Source organism: Actinomadura fulvescens (genome assembly GCF_039533225.1).
In the GTDB taxonomy this organism is placed as follows: Bacteria; Actinomycetota; Actinomycetes; order Streptosporangiales; family Streptosporangiaceae; genus Spirillospora; species Spirillospora fulvescens.
This window is the reverse complement of record NZ_BAAATD010000006.1, coordinates 126,833-144,366: the sequence shown is the minus strand read 5'-3', so window position 1 is coordinate 144,366 and position 17,534 is coordinate 126,833. Positions and strand designations below refer to the sequence as shown.

Below are 17,534 nucleotides of genomic sequence, written 5' to 3'. Positions count from 1 at the left end.
GGATCAGTGCGGGGCGTTGATCGAGCCCGTCCTGCCCCAGTTCGCATAGGACGTGTGCAGCCACTGCACACGGCCGCCCTGTCCGACTTTGATCCGGATCTGCGCCGGCAGCCCGGCGCGGTCCAGCCGCAGCGCGAACGTCACCTGCCTGGCCTTGACCGCCGAGGCGACCTGCGTGAGCTCGGCGCTCCCGAGAGCGCTCACCGGCACGGTGCCGCGATAGATCCCGCCCGCCTGGTTGAGGCTCGTGCTGGCCCGCAGCAACGCCACGACGTTGCCGGCGGCCGTACCCGACCGCACCTGACCGGCGAGTGCCGCGTACCCGCGGCCGCCGCCAGCGAGCGACGCGTTCTGCCACCGCTTCCCGGCCTGCACGTAGGCCGAACCGCCCACCAGCACGGCGCGTGTGCGCTTGCGCAGCGCCTTCGTGCCGCCGGTGACGGTCATCGTGTACGAGGGTGCGGCGCCCGGGACCATCCGGAACGAGCCCTGCGCCCACGCCGAGCCGCCACAGCAGCCGGTGCGCCGGAAGGTGAACGAGGCGCTCGGGGACTTCGCCGTCGCCTTGCCCATCCTGTCGGCGAGGCTCGCCGCCAACGGGGCGGCGGAAGCGGTCGGGGCGGGCGAGCCGCTGCCCGCCGGGGACGGCTCGGGCCGCGGGTCCTCGTCGCGGCCGTCGTACATCATCGCGGCGCCGAGGACGCCTCCGACGATGACCACGCCCGCGACGACGGCGGCGATCAGCCGCGACCGGGACGACCGGACGGGCGGCGCGACCGGGTTGCCCCGGGGCGTGGTGATCCGCGACGGTTTGGGCTCCGGGCTCTCGGCCGTCTGCGCCGCGAGCTCGGTGAGCCGGCTCCTGCCCTGCGCCTCCCAGGCGAGGCCGTACGCGGCGACCGCGGCCTCCTCGACCGCGCCGAGCATGTCCGCCGCGGTCTTGGGCCGTTCCGCCGGGTCCTTCGCCAGGCCCCGCGCGATCAGGTCGCGCAGCGGCCCGGGCACCTCCTCCACCGGGATGGCCGACTCGCGGTGGGCCTTGGCGAGCCCCGACTGGCTGCGGGCGCTGAACGGGGGCCGTCCGGTCAGGCACTCGAAGAAGATCGCCGCGGCGGCGTAGAGGTCCGTCACGACGCTCGGCGGCTCTCCGTCCCACAGTTCGGGCGCGGCGTACGCCGGCCCGGACTGCGCGGCCGACGCGCTCGGCACGAGCCCGAAGTCGGTGAGCCGTCCGTTGCCGTCGCCGTCCACCAGAACGTTGCCGGGACGGACCGCGCCGTGCACGAGGTCGCGCTCGTGCCCGGCCGCCAGCCCGGCGAGGATGCCGCCCAGCATCGCCAGCGCGGCCAGCGGGCCGGTGGGGCCCTGCGCGGCGAGGATCCGCCGCATGCTGACGCCCTCGACGCGTTCCATGACGATCGCGGCGCCCTCCGGGGTCTCCACGAAGTCGTAGAAGTCGACCACGTTGGGGTCCTCCAGCTGGGAGAGCCGTCGCGCCGTCGTCCGGAAGTCCGCCAGGAACGTCTCGTCCCCGCGCAGCCGCCGGTCCAGATACTTGATCGCGACCTTGGTCTGGGTGAGGTCGTCGACGGCCAGCACGACCCGCCCCGACGCGCCGCTCCCCAGATCCCGGACATGGGTGAAGCCCGGGACAGTCCAGCCGTCAACCACGTTGAGCGCCCATCCCTCCGACACGGCCGGCGCCGCTACTGATGAGGCGTCGGGTAGCAGCCGCGACGCCGGTGTACTTGGTGGAATATCGGCCGGTTACGGGCGAGGTCAAGGGCTGACGCCAAACTGGAACTGAGAGACTGGGCGCGTGACTGGCATCGAAGACTCCCAACGGCTTTTCGAGCGAGCGAACGCGGTGGTCCCGGGCGGGGTGAACTCCCCGGTCCGGGCGTTCCGCGCGGTGGGCGGAACGCCCCGGTTCATGACATCGGCGAAGGGCCCCTACCTCACCGACGCCGACGGAAACGAGTACGTCGACCTCATCTGCTCGTGGGGCCCGATGATCCTCGGGCATGCCCACCCCGCCGTCGTCGAGGCGGTCCGCGAGGCCGCCGGGCACGGCACCTCCTACGGCGCCCCGACCCCCGGCGAGGTCGAGCTGGCCGAGGAGATCGTGGCCCGCGCGCCGGTCGAGAAGGTCCGGCTGGTCAACTCGGGCACCGAGGCGACCATGTCGGCGATCCGGCTGGCCCGGGGTTTCACCGGCCGGTCCAAGATCGTGAAGTTCGCCGGGTGCTACCACGGGCACGTGGACTCGCTGCTGGCGGCGGCGGGCTCCGGCGTCGCCACGCTCGGGCTGCCCGACACCCCCGGGGTGACCGGCGCCACGACGGCCGACACGCTGGTGCTGCCCTACAACGACGTGACCGCGGTCGAGGAGGCGTTCGCCGAGTACGGGCACGAGATCGCCTGTGTGATCACCGAGGCGGTGCCCTGCAACATGGGCGTCGTCCCGCCGCTGCCGGACTTCAACGCGCTGCTCAGGGCGCTGTGCGAGCGCAGCGGGGCGCTGCTGATCATCGACGAGGTCCTCACCGGCTTCCGCGCCTCGCGGTCGGGCTGGTACGGGATCGAGGGCGTGCCGGGCCATCTCGTCACGTTCGGCAAGGTCATGGGCGGCGGGCTGCCGGCGGCGGCCTTCGGGGGCCGTGCCGACATCATGGACCACCTGGCTCCGGCCGGGCCGGTCTACCAGGCCGGCACGCTGTCGGGTAACCCGCTGGCCACCGCGGCTGGCCTCGCCACGTTGCGGAACGCGACGGACGAGGTGTACGCGGCGATCGACCGGTCGGCGGCGCTGGTGGCCGAGGCGGCCTCGGCCGCGCTGTCCGAGGAGGGTGTCCCGCATCGTCTCCAGACCGCGGGCAACCTCTTCTCGGTCTTCTTCACGGGCGAAGTCGTCGGGGACTTCGCGGCAGCGCAACGCCAGGACACCAAGGCTTACGCGGCGTTCTTCCACGAGGCGCTGAACCGCGGCGTCTATCTGCCGCCGTCCTCGTACGAGGTGTGGTTCCTGTCGGCGGCTCATGACGACGCCGCGTTGGAGCGCATCACCGACGCCCTGCCGCATGCCGCGCGGGCGGCGGCCAAGGCCAGGTCCGCGGGATAGCGCCCGCCGGGACGGTCAGCCGGCCAGGGGGCGCAGGCCGGTCAGGGCGGCCTGGGCGGCGGCCACGGGCCCAGGGCCGGGCGGGTGGAGCGGAGCCCTGACCGCGGGCACGTCGATGACGCCCTGGTCCGCCAGCACGGTCTTGAGGACCGCGGGCGACGGCTCGCTGAAGAGCGCCTCCGTGAGCGGCAGCAGGGCGTTGTGCAACGCCAGCGCGCGGGCCTCGTTGCCGTCGCGCACCGCCTCGGTCATCGCGGCGTACGCGGCGGGCGCGAGGCAGGCCGTCGCGGTGATCCCGCCCGCGCCGCCGAGCCGCAGGATCGGGAAGACGTACGCGTCGTCGCCGGCGAGGATCGCCTTGTCCGGCTCGGCCGCCAGGAGCCGTAGCGTGTCCGCGTCGATCGCGCCGGCGCAGTGCTTGATCCCGCCGACGCAGTCGAGGGCGAGCAGGCGGAGCAGGGTCTCGGACGAGAGCTGTTTCCCGGTGCGGTACGGGACGTTGTAGGGGATGAGCGGCACGTCCACGGCGGCGCCGATGGCGGCGAAGTGGTCCAGCACGCCCTGGTCGGACGGCCGCAGGTAGTAGGGGACCACCACGAGCAGCGCGTCGGCCAGGCAGGCGCGTTCGCGGGCCTGCTCGATCGACGGCTCGGTGCCCATGGTCCCGGCTCCGACGATCAGCGGGGTGCCGTGCTCGATCGAGACCGCACGGCACGTCTCCAGCACCGCGCGCTGCTCGGCCGCGGTCAGCAGGGGGGCCTCGCCGGTGGTGCCGAGCGCGACCAGGCCGGCCGCGCCCTGTTCCAGGCAGTGCCGCGCGAGGCGTTCGAGGGACTTGGTGTCGATCTCGCCGGAGGCGGTGAACGGGGTCACGAGCGACGCGTGGACGCCATGCATGATTCTCACCTGGTCACTTGGAAAGCGCGGGCGCGGGTGGGGGTGTGGGGAGGGGCGGCTCGGCGGCGGGCGTCGCCCGGCGGCGGGCGCTGCCGAGGGCCACGCCGACGACGATGAGCGCCGCGGCGAACAGCCGCAGGGCGCTGACGCTCTCGTCGAGGACCACGACCGTCGAGACGATGCCGAACGGCGGGACGAGCAGCGCGTACATCGCCACCGTGCCCGCCTCGTACCGCCGCATGAGCCAGCCCCACGCGCCGAAGCCGACCAGCGTCGACAGGTAGGCGATGTAGGCCAGGGACGCCCAGGCCTGCCAGGGCACGTGGGAGAACGCGTCCACGGCGGCGGACGGCCCCTCGAAGACCAGCGACAGCGCGAGCAACGGCACTGGCGGCACGAGCGACATCCACACCATGAAGCCGAACGCGTCCACGGGCTCCTCGGTGGACTGGTTCATCATCCGCATGAGGACGTTGCCGAGGCCCCAGGACGCCGCCGCGCCGATCGTCAGCAGGAACGCCAGGATCGGGCTGCCGTGCCCGAAGTCCACGCCGATCAGTGTCACGCCGAACAGGGCGATCAGCATGCCGGCCGCCGTGATCGGCCGGGGCCGCTCGCCCAGCAGCCCGAACGCGAAGACGGTCGTGAAGAGCGCGGCCGACTGCAGCAGCACCGAGGCCAGCCCCGCGGGCATGCCCTCCCGCATGCCGATGAACATCAGCCCGAACTGCCCGACGCCGATCGCCAGGCCGATCATCACGATCCACTTCCACGCGACCGGCGGCCGCCGCACGAAGAACACCGCGGGCAGCGCCGACACCACGAACCGCAGGCCCGCGAACAGCAGCGGCGGGAACGTGTCCAGCCCGGTCTTGATCGGCACGAAGTTGAAACCCCAGATCGCGGCGATCATGACGGCGAGCAGCAGGTGGCGCGGTGACATGCGCTCATGCTCGCCGCCACCTGGATTTAGGACAATCTAGAATTAGTTGACAGCTCGTTTTAGAGTTACTTCATGCTCGACTTGGAACGCCTGCGCGCGCTGCACTCCGTCGCCACCTATGGCTCGGTCAGCGCCGCGGCCGACGTGTTGCACGTCACAACCTCAGCCGTCTCCCAGCAGCTCGCCAAGCTCGAACGCGAGACCGGCCAGAAGCTGCTGGAGCGCAACGGCCGGGGCGTCCGGCTGACCGACGCCGCCGAGCTGCTGGTCACCCACGCCGACCGCATCCTGTCGCTGGTCGAACGGGCGCAGGCCGATCTGGAGGCCCACCGGGGCGCCGTGGTGGGCGAGCTGGCCCTGGCGGCCTTCCCGACCGCCATCCGCGGCCTCATGCCGGCCGCGCTGCGTTCCCTGCGCGCCGACCATCCCGACCTCCGCGTGATCCTGAACGAGGAGGACCCGATGCAGAGCATCCCCCGCGTCGTGCGGGGAGATCTCGACATGGCGGTCGTGCAGGACTGGAACAACGAGCCGCTGCCGATCCCCGAGGGGCTGCTCCGCGGCACGATCGGCTACGACGTGGCCGATGTCGCGCTGCCCGCGGGGCATCCGCTGGCCGGGCGCGACGAGGTCGAGCTCAAGGAGCTGGCGGGCGACCCGTGGATCAGCTCGACGCCGGGCAGCATCTGCTGCGACTGGCTCACGCACACGTTGCGATCGATCGACGCCGAGCCGCGCATCGATCACATGGCCTACGAGTTCGCCACCCAGCTGGCGCTGGTCGGGGCCGGTCTGGGCAACGCCGTCCTGCCCCGGCTGGGCCGGTGCGACGTGCCCGAGGGCGTCCGCGTCGTGCCGCTCAGGACGTCGCTGTCCCGTCGCGTCTACGCGGTCTGGCGGGAGGAGGCGGCCCGGCGTCCCGCCATCCGCGCCGCCATGAACGCCCTGCGCGCCGCCGCCCCTGACCAGGGCACCGCCCCTGACCAGGGCGCCGCCGCCCCCGACCAGGGCGCCGAATGACGTACGAGCTGGTCATCTGGCATGCGGACGCGCCGGTCGCCCGCGAGCGCGCCGCGATGGCGGCCGAGCGTGCGGCCCCGCACCCGGCGGTCGCCGCGTTCGCCGGGGAGTTCGCCGGGCGCTTCCCGGACGTGGCGGTGTCCGTCGAGGATGAGCGGTTCGCGCGTGTCCTGATGGAGCCGGAACGGGCGGACAAGGTGTCGGCGGAGGTCTACGCGTTGGCCCGGGCACACGGGTTGACCTGCTACGACCCCTGTCGCGGGCTTGTGCACAACCTCGGGCCGACCGGCGCTTACGAGGGCATGCAACTGCATACGGGCGACGGCGTTCAGGTGGTCGATCCCGACCTGGGCCTTGTCCGCGACGTTCTGGAACGGCTGTCGGACGAGAATCCGTTCGCCGCCCTGGTCGTCTTCGGCGCGCACTTCGTCCAGGCCGCGCCGGAGCCGGGCGGCTACGAGCTGGAGTACAAGGACAGCCGCCGGAACAAGCTCTACCGGACGCACGTGACCGACCTCGCCGAGGTCCAGCGGGCCTTCGGCGAGTACGCCCGGGACGATCGGGCCTTCCTGGCGCGCCACACCTGGGAAGGGTGATTCAGGGCCCGGGGGGAGAGGCCCTGAATCACCTGCCCTGAATCACCCTCCCTAGTGGGCGGAGAGCGCCTCGGTGGGCGAGAGCCGGGAGGCGCGGACGGCGGGGTAGAGGCCCGCCAGGGCACCGATCACGAGGGTGGCGGCGATGCCCCCGGCCACCGCCCAGGCCGGGATGACCACCGGCCAGCCTTGGGAAATGGCATAGCCGCCGGTCACCAGGCTGCCTATCAGCGCGCCACCCAGCCCACCCAACGCCGAGAGCAACAACGACTCCGACAGGAACTGGGTGCGGATCTGCCCCCGTGTCGCTCCGAGAGAACGGCGCAGGCCGATCTCCGAGCGTCGTTCCAGCACCGAGATGACCATGGTGTTGGCCACCCCGACACCGCCCACCAGCAGGGCCACCGCGCCGAGCCCGAGCAGCAGCCCGGTCAGCGCCTCGTCGGCGGCCTGCCGGGCGGCGAGCGCGTCGGAGGGACGGGAGACCTCGACCTCGTTGGGCGCCTCCGGGTTGGCGGTGGGCCCCAAGACCGTGCGGACGGCCTCGACGTTGTCGTCGTCCGAACGGGTGTAGACCGTGGTCGGGTGACCGTCGAAGGCCAGTTCGGACTGGGCCGCCTGCCAGCCGACCAGCGCCGCGTTGTTGAGCTCCTCGGCGAGCTGGGCGGGTTCGAGGATGCCGACGACGGTGAACAGCTCGCGGCCGATCAGGATCTGGGCGCCCCGGCCCGCCTGGCCGATGCCGAGCTTCTGGGCCGCGCTCGCGCCGAGCACCACCGCCGGGTACCTGCTGGTCGCCTCGTTCAGCCAGGTGCCGTCCCGGAGCCGCACGCCGACGGCCTCCCGCAGGTCGGTGCGGGCGGCGTAGGCCGCGATCCCGCCGGTCTCGGCCTTGTCGACCTTGCTGTTGCGGTAGACCTTCACGTCGTCGACCAGGCCGATGGCCGACACCGTGTGCACCGGCGCGATCCGGCTCACCATCGTCTCGGACTCGGTCGGAAGCTGGGCTTCCGCGCCGGCCAGCGTCTGGCCGGGTGTCACCTTGAGCAGGTTGGTGCCCAGCGACGCCAGCGTCCGGTCCAGTTCGGCCCGGGAGGACGAGGAGATGCCGACGACGGCGACCATCGCGGCGATCCCGATGGCGATGCCGAGCGCTGACAGGAACGCCCGCATCGGCCGGGTCCGCAGGCCCACCGCGCCGACCTTGACCACGTCGCCCGGCCACATCCGGGCCGGCCGGAGGGCGTGGAGATCGGGCCGCCGGGAAGGCGGCGGCAGGGCGTCGGAGGCGGCCATCAGCCCACCCCCGACACGGCCAGGCCCGGGCGCGCCGGGTCCGCCACCACCAGGCCGTCGCGCATCCGCACCTGCCGGGGCAGGTCCGAGGCGATGTCCCGGTCGTGCGTGATGATCACGACCGTGGTGCCACCGGTGTGCAGCTCCCGGAGCAGCGACATCACCCCGGCGCCCGAGGCCGAGTCCAGCGCCCCGGTCGGCTCGTCGGCGAGCAGCAGGGCGGGCTCGCCGGCCACGGCCCGGGCGATGGCGACGCGCTGCCGTTCACCGCCCGACAATTCGTGCGGATGGTGGTCCATCCGGTGGCCGAGCCCCACCCGTTCCAGCGCCGTGGCGGCGCGGCGGCGCCGGACCGACGACCGCATCCCCGAATACAGGAGCCCGTCGGCCACGTTGTCCAGCGCCGCGGTGCCGGGCGCGAGGTGGAACTGCTGGAAGACGAAGCCGATCCGGCTCCCCCGCAGCGCCGACAACTTGGCGTCGGAGAGCTTCCCGACCTCGTAGCCGTCGATGTGCACGGTGCCCGACGTGGGTCGGTCCAGCGTGCCGAGCACGTTGAGCATGGTCGACTTGCCCGAGCCGGACGGGCCCACGATCGCGATGAGCTCGCCCGCGGCGATCTCCAGCGAGACGCCGCCGAGCGCCGTCACCCCGCCGGGGTAGAGCTTCTTCACGTCCGTCAGGGAGATCATTTCGGCATCCCCACGATCGTGCCCTCGGCGATGCCGGGACCGGAGATCTCCACCTTGCCGTCGGCGAAGAGCCCCGTCTTGACCGGGGCGTACGTCGTGGTGCCGCCCTTGACGACCTCCACGCCGAACCCGCCCTCCTGCAACGCCAGCAACGCCGCGACGGGCACGACGAGCACGTCCTTGCGGGTCCCGGCGGTGAACGTGACGTCCACCGAGGCCATGGCGTAGTCGGCGGCCGCCCTCTGCGCCTTGGCCCCCCGGAGATCGACGATCACCTCGACCTTGGTCGTCGGGTCCTCACCCTGGGCGCCCGGGTCGATCACCGTGGAGACCTCGTCGATCCGGCCCGGCACCGTGGTGTCGTCCGGCATCGTGACCTGGACGGTCGCGCCCTTCTTGGCCAGCCGCTGGTCGGCGGTCTCCAGCTCCACCGTGACGGCCTTGTCCGTGCCGGTGAACGAGAGGACCTTGCTGCCCGGACGGACGGGATCGCCCTCGCCCGCGTGCAGGGTCTCCACGCGGATCTTGCCGGGGGCGAACACCACCCGCCCGAGCTCGACGGTCCCTGTCTCCTCCAGGCCCTTGTCGTCCTGCCACTCCCGGACGGCGTCGGCGGTGTCCCCGGTGTACTCGTCGTCCACCGTGAACCCGTCGTACCCGAGCGCGCTCAGGTTGCGTTCGAGCTGGAGGACGTCGGATCCCTCGACCCCCGAGGTCAACGTCCGGTAGGCGGGCTTCGACCCGTACATGAGCAGCACGGGGTCGTCGTCCACCTTGAAGAGCGGCCGGCCGCGGCCGATCTCGCTGCCGCTCTCGGGCACGCTGGTCAGCGTGCCGGGCAGCCTGCTGGTCGCCGTGCTCGTCGTGCCGAATCCGAGCTGGCCGTCGGCTTCATGCGTGTCCTTGAGCGTCTCCTTGGCCACCTTGGCGGTGCTGGGCGGCAGTGTGCTCGCGGCCGGGCCACCCGAATCGCCGTCGCGGGCCAGGCTCAGCGCCGCGACCACGGCGACGCTGCCCACCACCACGATGGCGAGGCCGGCGACGCCCTTCTTCCGGGACCGCCGGCGCCGGGGGCGCTTCTGCGCCGTGGCAGGACCCGGTGGTCCGGGCATCCCCGAGGGTTCGGGGGACCCGCTCCCGGGGCCCTCCACGGTGGTCTCGCTCGTCACTGGCCGCCCCCGCCGCCCGGTGCGCCGCCGTTGGGGCCGCCGCGCTGCAGGATCGATTCGCACGCCTTCTGGGCGGTCGGCATGTCCGGGTCCTCGCCGGCCTCAGGGTTGATCATGATGCCGCGCTGGCCGGGCTTGGGGTCGGGGAACTTCTCGACACCGTTCTTGCGCATGCAGGCGGCGTACTGCCGGCCGCGCTCCTCGGCCTGGGGGTCGGGACGCGCGGCGCCGTTGGTCATCGGGTTGAACTCGCGGCAGGCCTCCTGGGCCTTCTGCATCTTCGCCTGATCTTGCCCCTTGCTCATGAAGCGCATGCCCTGGCCGGGCTTGGGGTCCTCCATCGGAATTCCGTTCTTGCGCATGCACTCGGCGAACTTCACGCCCATCTCCTGCGAGCTCAGCTTCGGGCCGCCGCTCGCTCCGGCCTGAGGGTCGCCGCTGCTCGCCGAGGCGACCTTGGGCTTTTCGTCCTCCGACCCGCAGGCGCCGAGGGTCAAGGTCAGTGCCAGCGGCAGGGCCGCCAGCGCACCGATCTTCTGCAGTCGCATCGTGCTTCTCCTTGGCAGGGCCGGAACGGTTCCGGCCGAACCCCTGGAATGCAACGCCAACCCACGTTTCCCCTCCGTTTCCCAGCGCCCTAACAGAAAAGAAACAGCCCGGGCGTCACTATGGGCCGGAGACATTGACCGAGGGGCGGGACGCATGCGGGTGCTGGTGGTGGAGGACGAGCGGCTGCTCGCGGGTGCGATCGCCGAATGGTTGCGGGACGAGGCGCACGCCGTCGACCTGGCATACGACGGCGCGGCGGCGCTCGAACGGGTCTCCGTCAACGACTACGACGTGGTCGTCCTGGACCGTGATCTGCCCCTCGTCCACGGCGACGACATCTGCCGCGAGCTGGCCGGGGCCGAGTCCGCCGTCCGGGTGCTGATGCTGACCGCCGCGGCCGAGGTCACCGACCGTGTCGAAGGCCTCGGCATCGGCGCGGACGACTATCTCACCAAGCCCTTCGCCTTCCCCGAACTCGCGGCGCGCGTCCAGGCGCTCGGCCGCCGTTCGCGCCCGGCCGCGCCGCCCGTGCTGCGCCGCGCCGGGATCACGCTGGACTCCGCCCGCCGCGAGGTCTTCCGGGACGGGCGCTACGTCCCCCTGGCCCGCAAGGAGTTCGCCGTCCTCGCGGAATTGTTGCGGGCGGACGGGGCCGTGGTCTCCGCCGAACAGCTGCTGGAGAAGGCGTGGGACGAGCACGCGGACCCCTTCACCGGGGCCGTCCGCCTGACCATCCTCAAGCTTCGCCGCAAACTCGCCGACCCGCCCGTGGTCGAGACCGTCAAGGGAGTGGGGTACCGGATCTCATGAGGATGAAGCGACTGCGGCAACGCCGTGTCTCCCTGCGCGCCCGGCTCACCCTCACCTATGGCGGGTTGTTCTTCGTGGCCGGGCTGTTGCTGCTCGGCGTCACCTACGTCCTGTTCGATCAGCAGCTCGCCCAGCGCGGCCAGAAGTACCTCGCGATCACCCGAGGCGAGCCGAACGGCTTGAAGACCACCGTGACGCAGCAGCCGCGGCCCTCGGATCAGGAGCCCTTCTACGCCGACATGAACAAGGTGATAGAGGAGGAGCGGAACAAGCTGCACGACGCCGCCGCGACCTCCCTGGTCACGCAGGGCGGGCTGGCGCTGCTGGCGGTCGGCGGCCTGGCGGTCGGCTTCGGCTGGCTCATCGCGGGCCGCATGCTCGCCCCGCTGCACCAGGTCACCGACACCGCACGGCGTATCGCCAGCGCGCCCGCCGCCGACCACAACCTGCACGAACGGATCGCGCTCCAGGGCCCGAACGACGAGGTCAAGGAGCTCGCCGACACCTTCGACACCATGGTCGAACGGCTCGACCGCTCGTTCGACGGGCAGCGCCGCTTCGTCGCCAACGCCTCGCACGAGCTGCGCACGCCGCTCACGCTCGGCCGCGCCCTGGTCGAGGTCGCCATGCACCGCAAGGCGGCCTCGCCCGACGTCATCCAGCTCGGCGAGACCCTGCTGGAGATCAACTCCCGGCACGAACGCCTGATCGGCGGCCTGCTGCTGCTGGCCAGATCGGAGAACGAGATCACCGACCGGGCACCCGTCGACCTCGCCGACGTCGTCGGGCACGTCACCGCGCAGACCGCCCGCGAGGCGGCGCTCGCCGAGATCACCGTCCGCGAGCAGCCCGGCGAGGCGCTCACCTCCGGGGACGCCCTCCTGCTGGAACGGCTCGTGCAGAACCTCGTGGAGAACGGCATCCGGCACAACTCCGGCCCCGGCGGCTGGGTGGAGGTGACCAGCCGGGCCCGAGAAGGCCACGTGGAGCTCACCGTCGGCAACTCCGGACCGGCCGTCCCGCCGTACGAGATCCCGGCCCTCTTCGAGCCCTTCCACCGGTTCGACAGCGACCGCCTGGTCACCGCCAAGGGCGCCGGCCTCGGGTTGTCCATCGTCCGCTCTATCGTCCGCGCCCACTCGGGCCGGATAGCGGCGGGCCCCCGTCCGGACGGGGGACTGGTGGTCACCGTGACCCTCCCCGCCTGCCCCGGGGACGATCAGCAGGAGCATCGCATGGACGGCCGAAAGGAGATCATCCGTACCTGAGCAACGGGCTGATCTGCGCGGGCGGCGCGGTGCGGGGAAGGTTCACCTGGGGCGCGCGGGTACCCTGGCGACGCCATGACTGCTGACAAGACGATCGTTCACCTGCTGCGGCACGGTGAGGTGCACAACCCCGAGGGTGTGCTGTACGGGCGGCTGCCGGGATACCGGCTGAGTGAGGACGGGGTCCTCATGGCCAAGGCGGCGGCCAAGTGGTTCGCCGAGCGGGACGTCACCGCGGTGTTCTCCTCGCCTATGCAGCGCGCGCTGGAGACGGCCGCGCCGCTGGCGGAGGCGCTGAGCCTGCCGGTGACGGTGGACGACCGGCTCATCGAGGCCGACAACCACTTCGAGGGGATGACCTTCGGGGTGGGCTCGGGCTCGCTGAGGAGGCCCGAGCACTGGCGCTACCTGGTGAACCCGTTCCGGCCCTCGTGGGGCGAGCCGTACCAGGAGATCGCGGACCGGATGAAGGCCGCGGTGATCCGGGCGCGCGACACCGCGAGCGGGCACGAGGCCGTCTGCGTCAGCCACCAGCTGCCCGTCTGGATCCTGCGGCTGCGGGCCGAGCACCGCCGGCTGTGGCACCACCCCGGCAAGCGCCAGTGCGATCTGGCCAGCGTCACGTCCCTGGCCTTCGAGGGCAGCAGGCTGGTGGAGGTCTCCTACCACGAGCCCGCCGCGGGGATCGCCAAGGGCCCCAGTGTCGCGGGTGCCTGAGCCTGCCGCTAGATTGTGTACTACAAGCTGTAGTTGTAGGAGGGTCCGTTGAACCCCCGCACCTCCCCCGGGACGTTCGCCGCCGTGGTCGCGCTGTCCACGGCGCTCGCGGGCTGCGCGGGGTCGTCGGCGTCCGGCGGCCCCGACGGAAGCGGCAACCGCTTCGTCGCCGGCGACGGCAACGCGCAGGAGATCAAGGCCGCCGACCGCAGGGCCGCCCCGGACACGGCGGGCACGACGCTGGAGAGCCAGCCGCTCAAGCTCGCCGACCTGCGCGGCAAGGTCGTCGTGGTCAACTTCTGGGCCTCCTGGTGCGCCCCGTGCCGGGGCGAGGCCCCCGCCCTTGAGCAGCTCTACAAGGAGCACAAGCCCAAGGGCGTGGAGTTCGTCGGCGTCGGCTTCAAGGACAGCCGCGACAACCTCCGGGCCTTCGAACGCAAGTTCAAGGTCACCTACCCGAGCCTGTTCGACGAGAGCGGGCAGATCACGCTCGCCTTCCGGGACGTGCCGCCGAACGCGATCCCCAGCACGCTGGTCCTCGACCGGCAGGGCCGGATCGCGGCCCGCGTCGTCGGCGCCACGACCTACTCCAAGCTCGGTCCGCTCGTCGCCAAGGTCGCGGCGGAGCGGTGAGCGCGGGCGGAGCGGTGAGCGCGGGCGGAGCGGTGAGCGCGGGCGGGGCGAGGCCATGAGCGTGGAGGTCGGTGAGACCGTCACCAACGGGTCGCTGCTGGTGGCGGCGCCGCTGGCCGCGCTGGCCGGGCTGGTCTCGTTCGCCTCGCCGTGCGTGTTGCCGCTGGTGCCGGGCTACCTCTCGTACGTGACCGGCATGAGCGGCGCCGACCTGGCCGAGCAGCGGCGGGGCCGGCTCGTGGCCGGGGCCGCGCTCTTCATCGCGGGCTTCACAGTGGTCTTCGTGAGCTACGGGCTGGTGTTCGGCGGGCTCGGGCGCTGGCTGCTGGAATACCAGGACACCATCACCCGGGTGCTGGGCGCCGTCACGATCGTGTTCGGGCTGGCGTTCATGGGGTTCGTGCCGGGCCTCCAGCGGACCCTGAAGTCGGGGAGGCTCCCCACGGCGGGGCTGGTGGGCGCGCCGCTGCTGGGCGTGTTGTTCGGGGTCGGCTGGACGCCGTGCATCGGCCCGACGCTCGGCGCGGTCCAGGCGCTGTCCATCACCGAGGCGAGCGCGGGCAGGGGCGCGCTACTGTCGCTGGCGTACTGCCTCGGCCTCGGCCTCCCGTTCGTGCTCACCGCGCTGGCGTACCGGCGGGCCCTCGGGGCCTTCGGGGCGGTCAAGCGGCACTACCGGCTGGTCATGCGCATCGGCGGCGGCATGCTCGTCGTCATCGGGCTGCTGCTGGTGACCGGCATGTGGGACGACCTGACCATCCAGCTGAAGTCGTGGATCAGCGGCTTCGAACCGGTGATTTGAGATGAACGACACCGACATCGAACCCGGCGTCGCGGCGCCTCCGGAGCGGCAGGCCGCGCAGGAGACGCCACGGCCCAGGGGGCTCGGCCCGATCGGGTGGCTGCGCTGGTCCTGGCGCCAGCTCACCACGATGCGCACGGCGCTGATCCTGCTGTTCCTGGTCGCGCTCGGCGCCGTGCCCGGGTCGTTCCTGCCGCAGCGCCCGCAGGCACCGGAGAGGGTCGACCGGTACTTCGCCGACCACCCGTCGCTCGCGCCGTGGCTGGACCGGTTCTCGCTGTTCGACGTCTTCGCCGCGCCGTGGTTCGCGGCGATCTACATCCTGCTGTTCGTGTCGCTCGCGGGCTGCGTGATCCCGCGCGCGTTCAAGCACTACCGCGCGATGCGCGCCCGCCCGCCGGCCGCGCCCCGCAACCTGACGCGGCTGCCGCAGTCGGCGTCGTACGAGACGGACGCCGGGCCGGACGAGGTCCTTTCCGAGGCCCACGAGCTGCTGCGCAAACGCCGCTTTCGCGTGGACGAGAAGGACGGGTCGGTCGCGGCCGAGAAGGGTTACCTGGGAGAGACCGGCAACCTGGTCTTCCACCTGGCCCTGCTGGCGCTGCTGTTCGCGCTCGGTCTCGGCTCGTCGTTCGGCTACCGGGGCAACGTGCTGCTGACGGAGGGCAACACCTTCGCCAACTCGTTGTCGCGGTACGACCAGTTCATGCCGGGGCGCGAGTTCGACTCCGACGATCTGCCGCCGTTCACCATGACGCTGGACGACTTCAAGGCCACGTACGAGACCCAGGGCGCCAAGCGCGGCCAGGCCACCGACTACCTGGCCAAGGTGCGCTACCGCGAGACGCCTGGCTCGGCGGAGAAGACGTACGACCTCAAGGTCAACCACCCGCTGAAGCTCGGCGGCGCCAAGGTCTACCTGCTCAACCACGGCTACTCGCCCGTCTTCACGGTGCGCGACGCCAAGGGCGACGTCGCCTTCCGGGACGCCGTGCCGTTCCTGCAGATGGAGAACCGCAACCAGACCTCCGAGGGCGTCATCAAGGTTCCCGACGCCCAGCCTGACCAGCTCGCCTTCTACGCCATCCTGTGGCCGAGCGCGGTGGCCACCGAGGACCAGAAGCAGATCGTGTCCGCGTTCCCCGCGCCGCTCAACCCGATGATCACGATCGCCTCGTTCAAGGGCGACCTCGGCCTGGACTCCGGTACCCCGCAGTCGGTCTACAAGCTCGAAGGCATCGGCAAGACGCTGCAGCCCCTCGGCAAGAAGGGCCAGAAGATCATGAAGCCGGGGGAGACGTTCACGCTCCCGGACGGCGCCGGGACCGTCACGTTCGAGGGCCTCAGGGAGTGGGCCGCCCTGTCGGTCAACCGCGACCCGGGCCGGATGCCGGCGCTGGTCGCCGCGGTCCTGGCGATCGTGGGCGTGGTCGCCTCGTTCATGGTCCGGCGCCGCAGGGTGTGGGTCCGTGCGAGCGCCGGAACGGACGGGCGTACCGTGGTCGAGGTCGGCGGGCTGACGCTCGGCAACGCGACCTCCGAGTTCGACGACATCGTGGCCGCGCTCCGCGGCGAAGAAGAGACATCCGGCCCGGACAAGGCCGCTGCTCCGGCAACCGAAGAATCTGAGGAGTGACGAGGGTGAGCACTGCCGACCTCGCCGAACTGAGCGACAAGCTCATGTTGAGCACCGTCGTGCTCTACATCGTCGCCATGGTCGCCTACGCGGCCGATCTGGGCTTCGGGCAGCGGCGGCGGGCCGAGGCCCCCGCCGAGGTCAAGGTCCTCGTCGGCGCCGGCGGCGCCGAGGTGACCGACGACGTCCCCGCCAAGAGCGCGGCCGACGATGACGACGCTGCCGAGGGCCGCGACTGGGGACGGCTGGCGGTCCTGCTGAACGTGCTCGGCTGGGGCGCGCACCTCGGATTCCTCGTGACCCGAGGGCTGGCCGCCGAGCGCTGGCCGTGGGGCAACATGTACGAGTTCCTCACCGCGATCGCGTTCGCCGCCGTGACCGCCTACCTCGTCGTGATGGTCCGCTACAAGGCCCGCTTCCTCGGCGCGTTCGTCATGCTCGCCGCGGTCATCGCGCTCGGCGTCGCCAACATCTGGCTGTACGACAAGGTCGGCCCGCTCGTGCCCGCCCTCAACTCGTACTGGATCGCCATCCACGTCAGCGCCGCCATCATGGCGACCGGCGCGTTCACCGTCGCGGGCGCCTCGACCATCCTCTACCTGTTCAAGGCACGCCAGGAGGCGAAGGCGGCGGTCGCGGCGGGCGCGGGCGGACCCAAGCTCGCCCCGGCGGACGCGGCGGGCGGCTTCCTCGCCCGGGTGCCCTCGGCCGACAACCTCGACCGGCTGGCGCTGCGCGTCACCATGTTCGCGTTCCCGATCTGGACCGCCGCGATCATCATGGGCGCCATCTGGGCGGACGAGGCGTGGGGCCGCTACTGGGGCTGGGACCCCAAGGAGATCTGGTCGTTCATCACCTGGATCGCGTACGCGGCCTACCTGCACGCGCGCGCGACCGCCGGATGGCGCGGGCGCAAGGCCGCGGTCCTGTCGCTCGTCGCGTTCGGGTGCCTGCTGTTCAACTTCTTCGGCGTGAACTACATGTTCGAGGGCCTGCACTCGTACGCGTAAGCCTCGGCGACGCTCACTCCTCGTCGCGGAGACGGCGGTCGAGGTCTTCCAGGAACGCCGGGTCGTCGTCCGGGCCCTTCGGGGCGCCGGACGCGCCCGGCGGCGGCCACGCCTGCTCCTCGCGCACGCGCCGCGGCCGGCCGAGCGTCAGCCAGGCCGCCGAGCCCAGCAGGAATCCCAGCAGAACGACAAGGAACCAGCCGAACTTGGGCAGGTGCCGTACGTCGGTCTCATCGGTGCCGAGCACGTCGAAGAGGCAGAAGAGCCAAACTCCTACAAGGATGAGCACGAGCAGCACAAACGCCATCCTCCGAGATTAGTCCGTGACTGGCGGGGATGACGGCGTGTCGGGTTCTGCCTCCCATCACCAGTCCA

The 17,534-nt window shown here is 71.8% G+C and carries 18 protein-coding genes; 10 read left to right on the top strand and 8 right to left on the bottom strand.

Features of this window, described 5'->3' with window-relative positions; translation table 11 throughout:
* Positions 1-3: 3 nt before the first annotated feature.
* The gene (locus ABD333_RS22945; protein WP_344543993.1) at positions 4-1,695 is read right to left on the bottom strand and encodes a serine/threonine-protein kinase; all 1,692 of its coding nucleotides are present in this window, start codon (positions 1,693-1,695) and stop codon (positions 4-6) included.
* A gap of 124 nt (positions 1,696-1,819) precedes the next feature.
* On the opposite strand from ABD333_RS22945, the gene hemL reads away from it, so the two are divergent.
* Positions 1,820-3,121: a glutamate-1-semialdehyde 2,1-aminomutase gene (gene hemL, locus ABD333_RS22940; RefSeq protein WP_344543992.1), complete on the top strand. Its 1,302-nt coding sequence runs from the start codon at positions 1,820-1,822 to the stop codon at positions 3,119-3,121.
* 15 nt (positions 3,122-3,136) lie between these two features.
* Here the strand turns inward: hemL and dapA are convergent, their stop codons facing one another.
* Together dapA and ABD333_RS22930 are read right to left on the bottom strand one after the other, a co-directional pair.
* Positions 3,137-4,018, bottom strand: coding sequence for a 4-hydroxy-tetrahydrodipicolinate synthase (dapA, locus tag ABD333_RS22935; RefSeq protein WP_344543991.1), 882 nt, complete (start codon positions 4,016-4,018; stop codon positions 3,137-3,139).
* Positions 4,019-4,031: 13 nt separating this feature from the next.
* Positions 4,032-4,961: an EamA family transporter gene (locus tag ABD333_RS22930; RefSeq protein WP_344543990.1), complete on the bottom strand. Its 930-nt coding sequence runs from the start codon at positions 4,959-4,961 to the stop codon at positions 4,032-4,034.
* A gap of 72 nt (positions 4,962-5,033) precedes the next feature.
* On the opposite strand from ABD333_RS22930, the gene ABD333_RS22925 reads away from it, so the two are divergent.
* Entirely contained in the window at positions 5,034-5,981 is a 948-nt protein-coding gene (locus ABD333_RS22925) for a LysR family transcriptional regulator (RefSeq protein WP_344543988.1), read from the top strand.
* A complete protein-coding gene (locus ABD333_RS22920) occupies positions 5,978-6,577 on the top strand; it encodes a hypothetical protein (RefSeq protein ID WP_344543986.1) in 600 nt (199 codons plus the stop codon). Before ABD333_RS22925 ends, ABD333_RS22920 begins: the two co-directional genes overlap by 4 nt.
* 51 nt (positions 6,578-6,628) lie before the next feature.
* On the opposite strand, the gene ABD333_RS22915 is transcribed toward ABD333_RS22920, so the two are convergent.
* The 4 genes from ABD333_RS22915 to ABD333_RS22900 are packed head-to-tail and all read right to left on the bottom strand — an operon-like array spanning position 6,629 to position 10,282.
* Positions 6,629-7,873 (bottom strand): ABC transporter permease, encoded by a 1,245-nt coding sequence (locus ABD333_RS22915; protein ID WP_344543984.1) that lies wholly within the window; start codon positions 7,871-7,873, stop codon positions 6,629-6,631.
* Complete coding sequence (locus tag ABD333_RS22910; protein WP_344543983.1) at positions 7,873-8,565, bottom strand: ABC transporter ATP-binding protein; 693 nt, start codon at positions 8,563-8,565, stop codon at positions 7,873-7,875. Before ABD333_RS22910 ends, ABD333_RS22915 begins: the two co-directional genes overlap by 1 nt.
* Positions 8,562-9,734 carry an efflux RND transporter periplasmic adaptor subunit gene (locus ABD333_RS22905; RefSeq protein WP_344543982.1) on the bottom strand — a complete coding sequence of 391 codons (1,173 nt, stop codon included), beginning with the start codon at positions 9,732-9,734 and terminating at the stop codon, positions 8,562-8,564. Before ABD333_RS22905 ends, ABD333_RS22910 begins: the two co-directional genes overlap by 4 nt.
* The gene (locus ABD333_RS22900; protein WP_344543980.1) at positions 9,731-10,282 is read right to left on the bottom strand and encodes a hypothetical protein; all 552 of its coding nucleotides are present in this window, start codon (positions 10,280-10,282) and stop codon (positions 9,731-9,733) included. Before ABD333_RS22900 ends, ABD333_RS22905 begins: the two co-directional genes overlap by 4 nt.
* Before the next feature lie 154 nt (positions 10,283-10,436).
* Between ABD333_RS22900 and ABD333_RS22895 the strand changes: the two genes are divergently transcribed.
* The 7 genes from ABD333_RS22895 to ccsB all read left to right on the top strand — a co-directional run bounded on the left by ABD333_RS22895 (position 10,437) and on the right by ccsB (position 17,159).
* Entirely contained in the window at positions 10,437-11,093 is a 657-nt protein-coding gene (locus ABD333_RS22895; RefSeq protein ID WP_344543978.1) for a response regulator transcription factor, read from the top strand.
* Positions 11,090-12,361, top strand: a complete 1,272-nt coding sequence (locus tag ABD333_RS22890; protein WP_344543976.1) for a sensor histidine kinase — start codon at positions 11,090-11,092, stop codon at positions 12,359-12,361. The genes ABD333_RS22895 and ABD333_RS22890 overlap by 4 nt, the downstream gene beginning before the upstream one ends.
* A gap of 75 nt (positions 12,362-12,436) precedes the next feature.
* Positions 12,437-13,078 (top strand): histidine phosphatase family protein, encoded by a 642-nt coding sequence (locus ABD333_RS22885; RefSeq protein WP_344543975.1) that lies wholly within the window; start codon positions 12,437-12,439, stop codon positions 13,076-13,078.
* A 48-nt stretch (positions 13,079-13,126) separates the two neighbouring features.
* Positions 13,127-13,711 (top strand): TlpA family protein disulfide reductase, encoded by a 585-nt coding sequence (locus ABD333_RS22880; protein ID WP_344543973.1) that lies wholly within the window; start codon positions 13,127-13,129, stop codon positions 13,709-13,711.
* 55 nt (positions 13,712-13,766) lie between these two features.
* Entirely contained in the window at positions 13,767-14,513 is a 747-nt protein-coding gene (locus ABD333_RS22875; RefSeq protein ID WP_344543972.1) for a cytochrome c biogenesis CcdA family protein, read from the top strand.
* 1 nt (position 14,514) lies between these two features.
* On the top strand, positions 14,515-16,149 hold the full coding sequence (gene resB / locus ABD333_RS22870; RefSeq protein WP_344543970.1) for a cytochrome c biogenesis protein ResB: 1,635 nt from the start codon (positions 14,515-14,517) through the stop codon (positions 16,147-16,149).
* A 5-nt stretch (positions 16,150-16,154) separates the two neighbouring features.
* Entirely contained in the window at positions 16,155-17,159 is a 1,005-nt protein-coding gene (gene ccsB, locus ABD333_RS22865) for a c-type cytochrome biogenesis protein CcsB (protein ID WP_344543968.1), read from the top strand.
* A 13-nt stretch (positions 17,160-17,172) separates the two neighbouring features.
* On the opposite strand, the gene ABD333_RS22860 is transcribed toward ccsB, so the two are convergent.
* A complete protein-coding gene (locus ABD333_RS22860) occupies positions 17,173-17,466 on the bottom strand; it encodes a PLDc N-terminal domain-containing protein (protein ID WP_344543966.1) in 294 nt (97 codons plus the stop codon).
* Positions 17,467-17,534: the final 68 nt, after the last annotated feature.

Excerpts from the sequence above, each read along its gene's own strand:
- ABD333_RS22885 (WP_344543975.1), top strand. The coding sequence starts at position 12,437 with ATGACTGCTGACAAGACGATCGTTCACCTGCTGCGGCACGGTGAGGTG.
- ABD333_RS22900 (WP_344543980.1), bottom strand. The coding sequence starts at position 10,282 with ATGCGACTGCAGAAGATCGGTGCGCTGGCGGCCCTGCCGCTGGCACTG.
- ABD333_RS22895 (WP_344543978.1), top strand. The coding sequence starts at position 10,437 with ATGCGGGTGCTGGTGGTGGAGGACGAGCGGCTGCTCGCGGGTGCGATC.
- resB (WP_344543970.1), top strand. The coding sequence starts at position 14,515 with ATGAACGACACCGACATCGAACCCGGCGTCGCGGCGCCTCCGGAGCGG.
- ABD333_RS22910 (WP_344543983.1), bottom strand. The coding sequence starts at position 8,565 with ATGATCTCCCTGACGGACGTGAAGAAGCTCTACCCCGGCGGGGTGACG.
- dapA (WP_344543991.1), bottom strand. The coding sequence starts at position 4,018 with ATGCATGGCGTCCACGCGTCGCTCGTGACCCCGTTCACCGCCTCCGGC.
- ABD333_RS22925 (WP_344543988.1), top strand. The coding sequence starts at position 5,034 with ATGCTCGACTTGGAACGCCTGCGCGCGCTGCACTCCGTCGCCACCTAT.
- ABD333_RS22920 (WP_344543986.1), top strand. The coding sequence starts at position 5,978 with ATGACGTACGAGCTGGTCATCTGGCATGCGGACGCGCCGGTCGCCCGC.
- ABD333_RS22890 (WP_344543976.1), top strand. The coding sequence starts at position 11,090 with ATGAGGATGAAGCGACTGCGGCAACGCCGTGTCTCCCTGCGCGCCCGG.
- ABD333_RS22875 (WP_344543972.1), top strand. The coding sequence starts at position 13,767 with ATGAGCGTGGAGGTCGGTGAGACCGTCACCAACGGGTCGCTGCTGGTG.
- ABD333_RS22915 (WP_344543984.1), bottom strand. The coding sequence starts at position 7,873 with ATGGCCGCCTCCGACGCCCTGCCGCCGCCTTCCCGGCGGCCCGATCTC.
- ABD333_RS22860 (WP_344543966.1), bottom strand. The coding sequence starts at position 17,466 with ATGGCGTTTGTGCTGCTCGTGCTCATCCTTGTAGGAGTTTGGCTCTTC.
- ABD333_RS22930 (WP_344543990.1), bottom strand. The coding sequence starts at position 4,961 with ATGTCACCGCGCCACCTGCTGCTCGCCGTCATGATCGCCGCGATCTGG.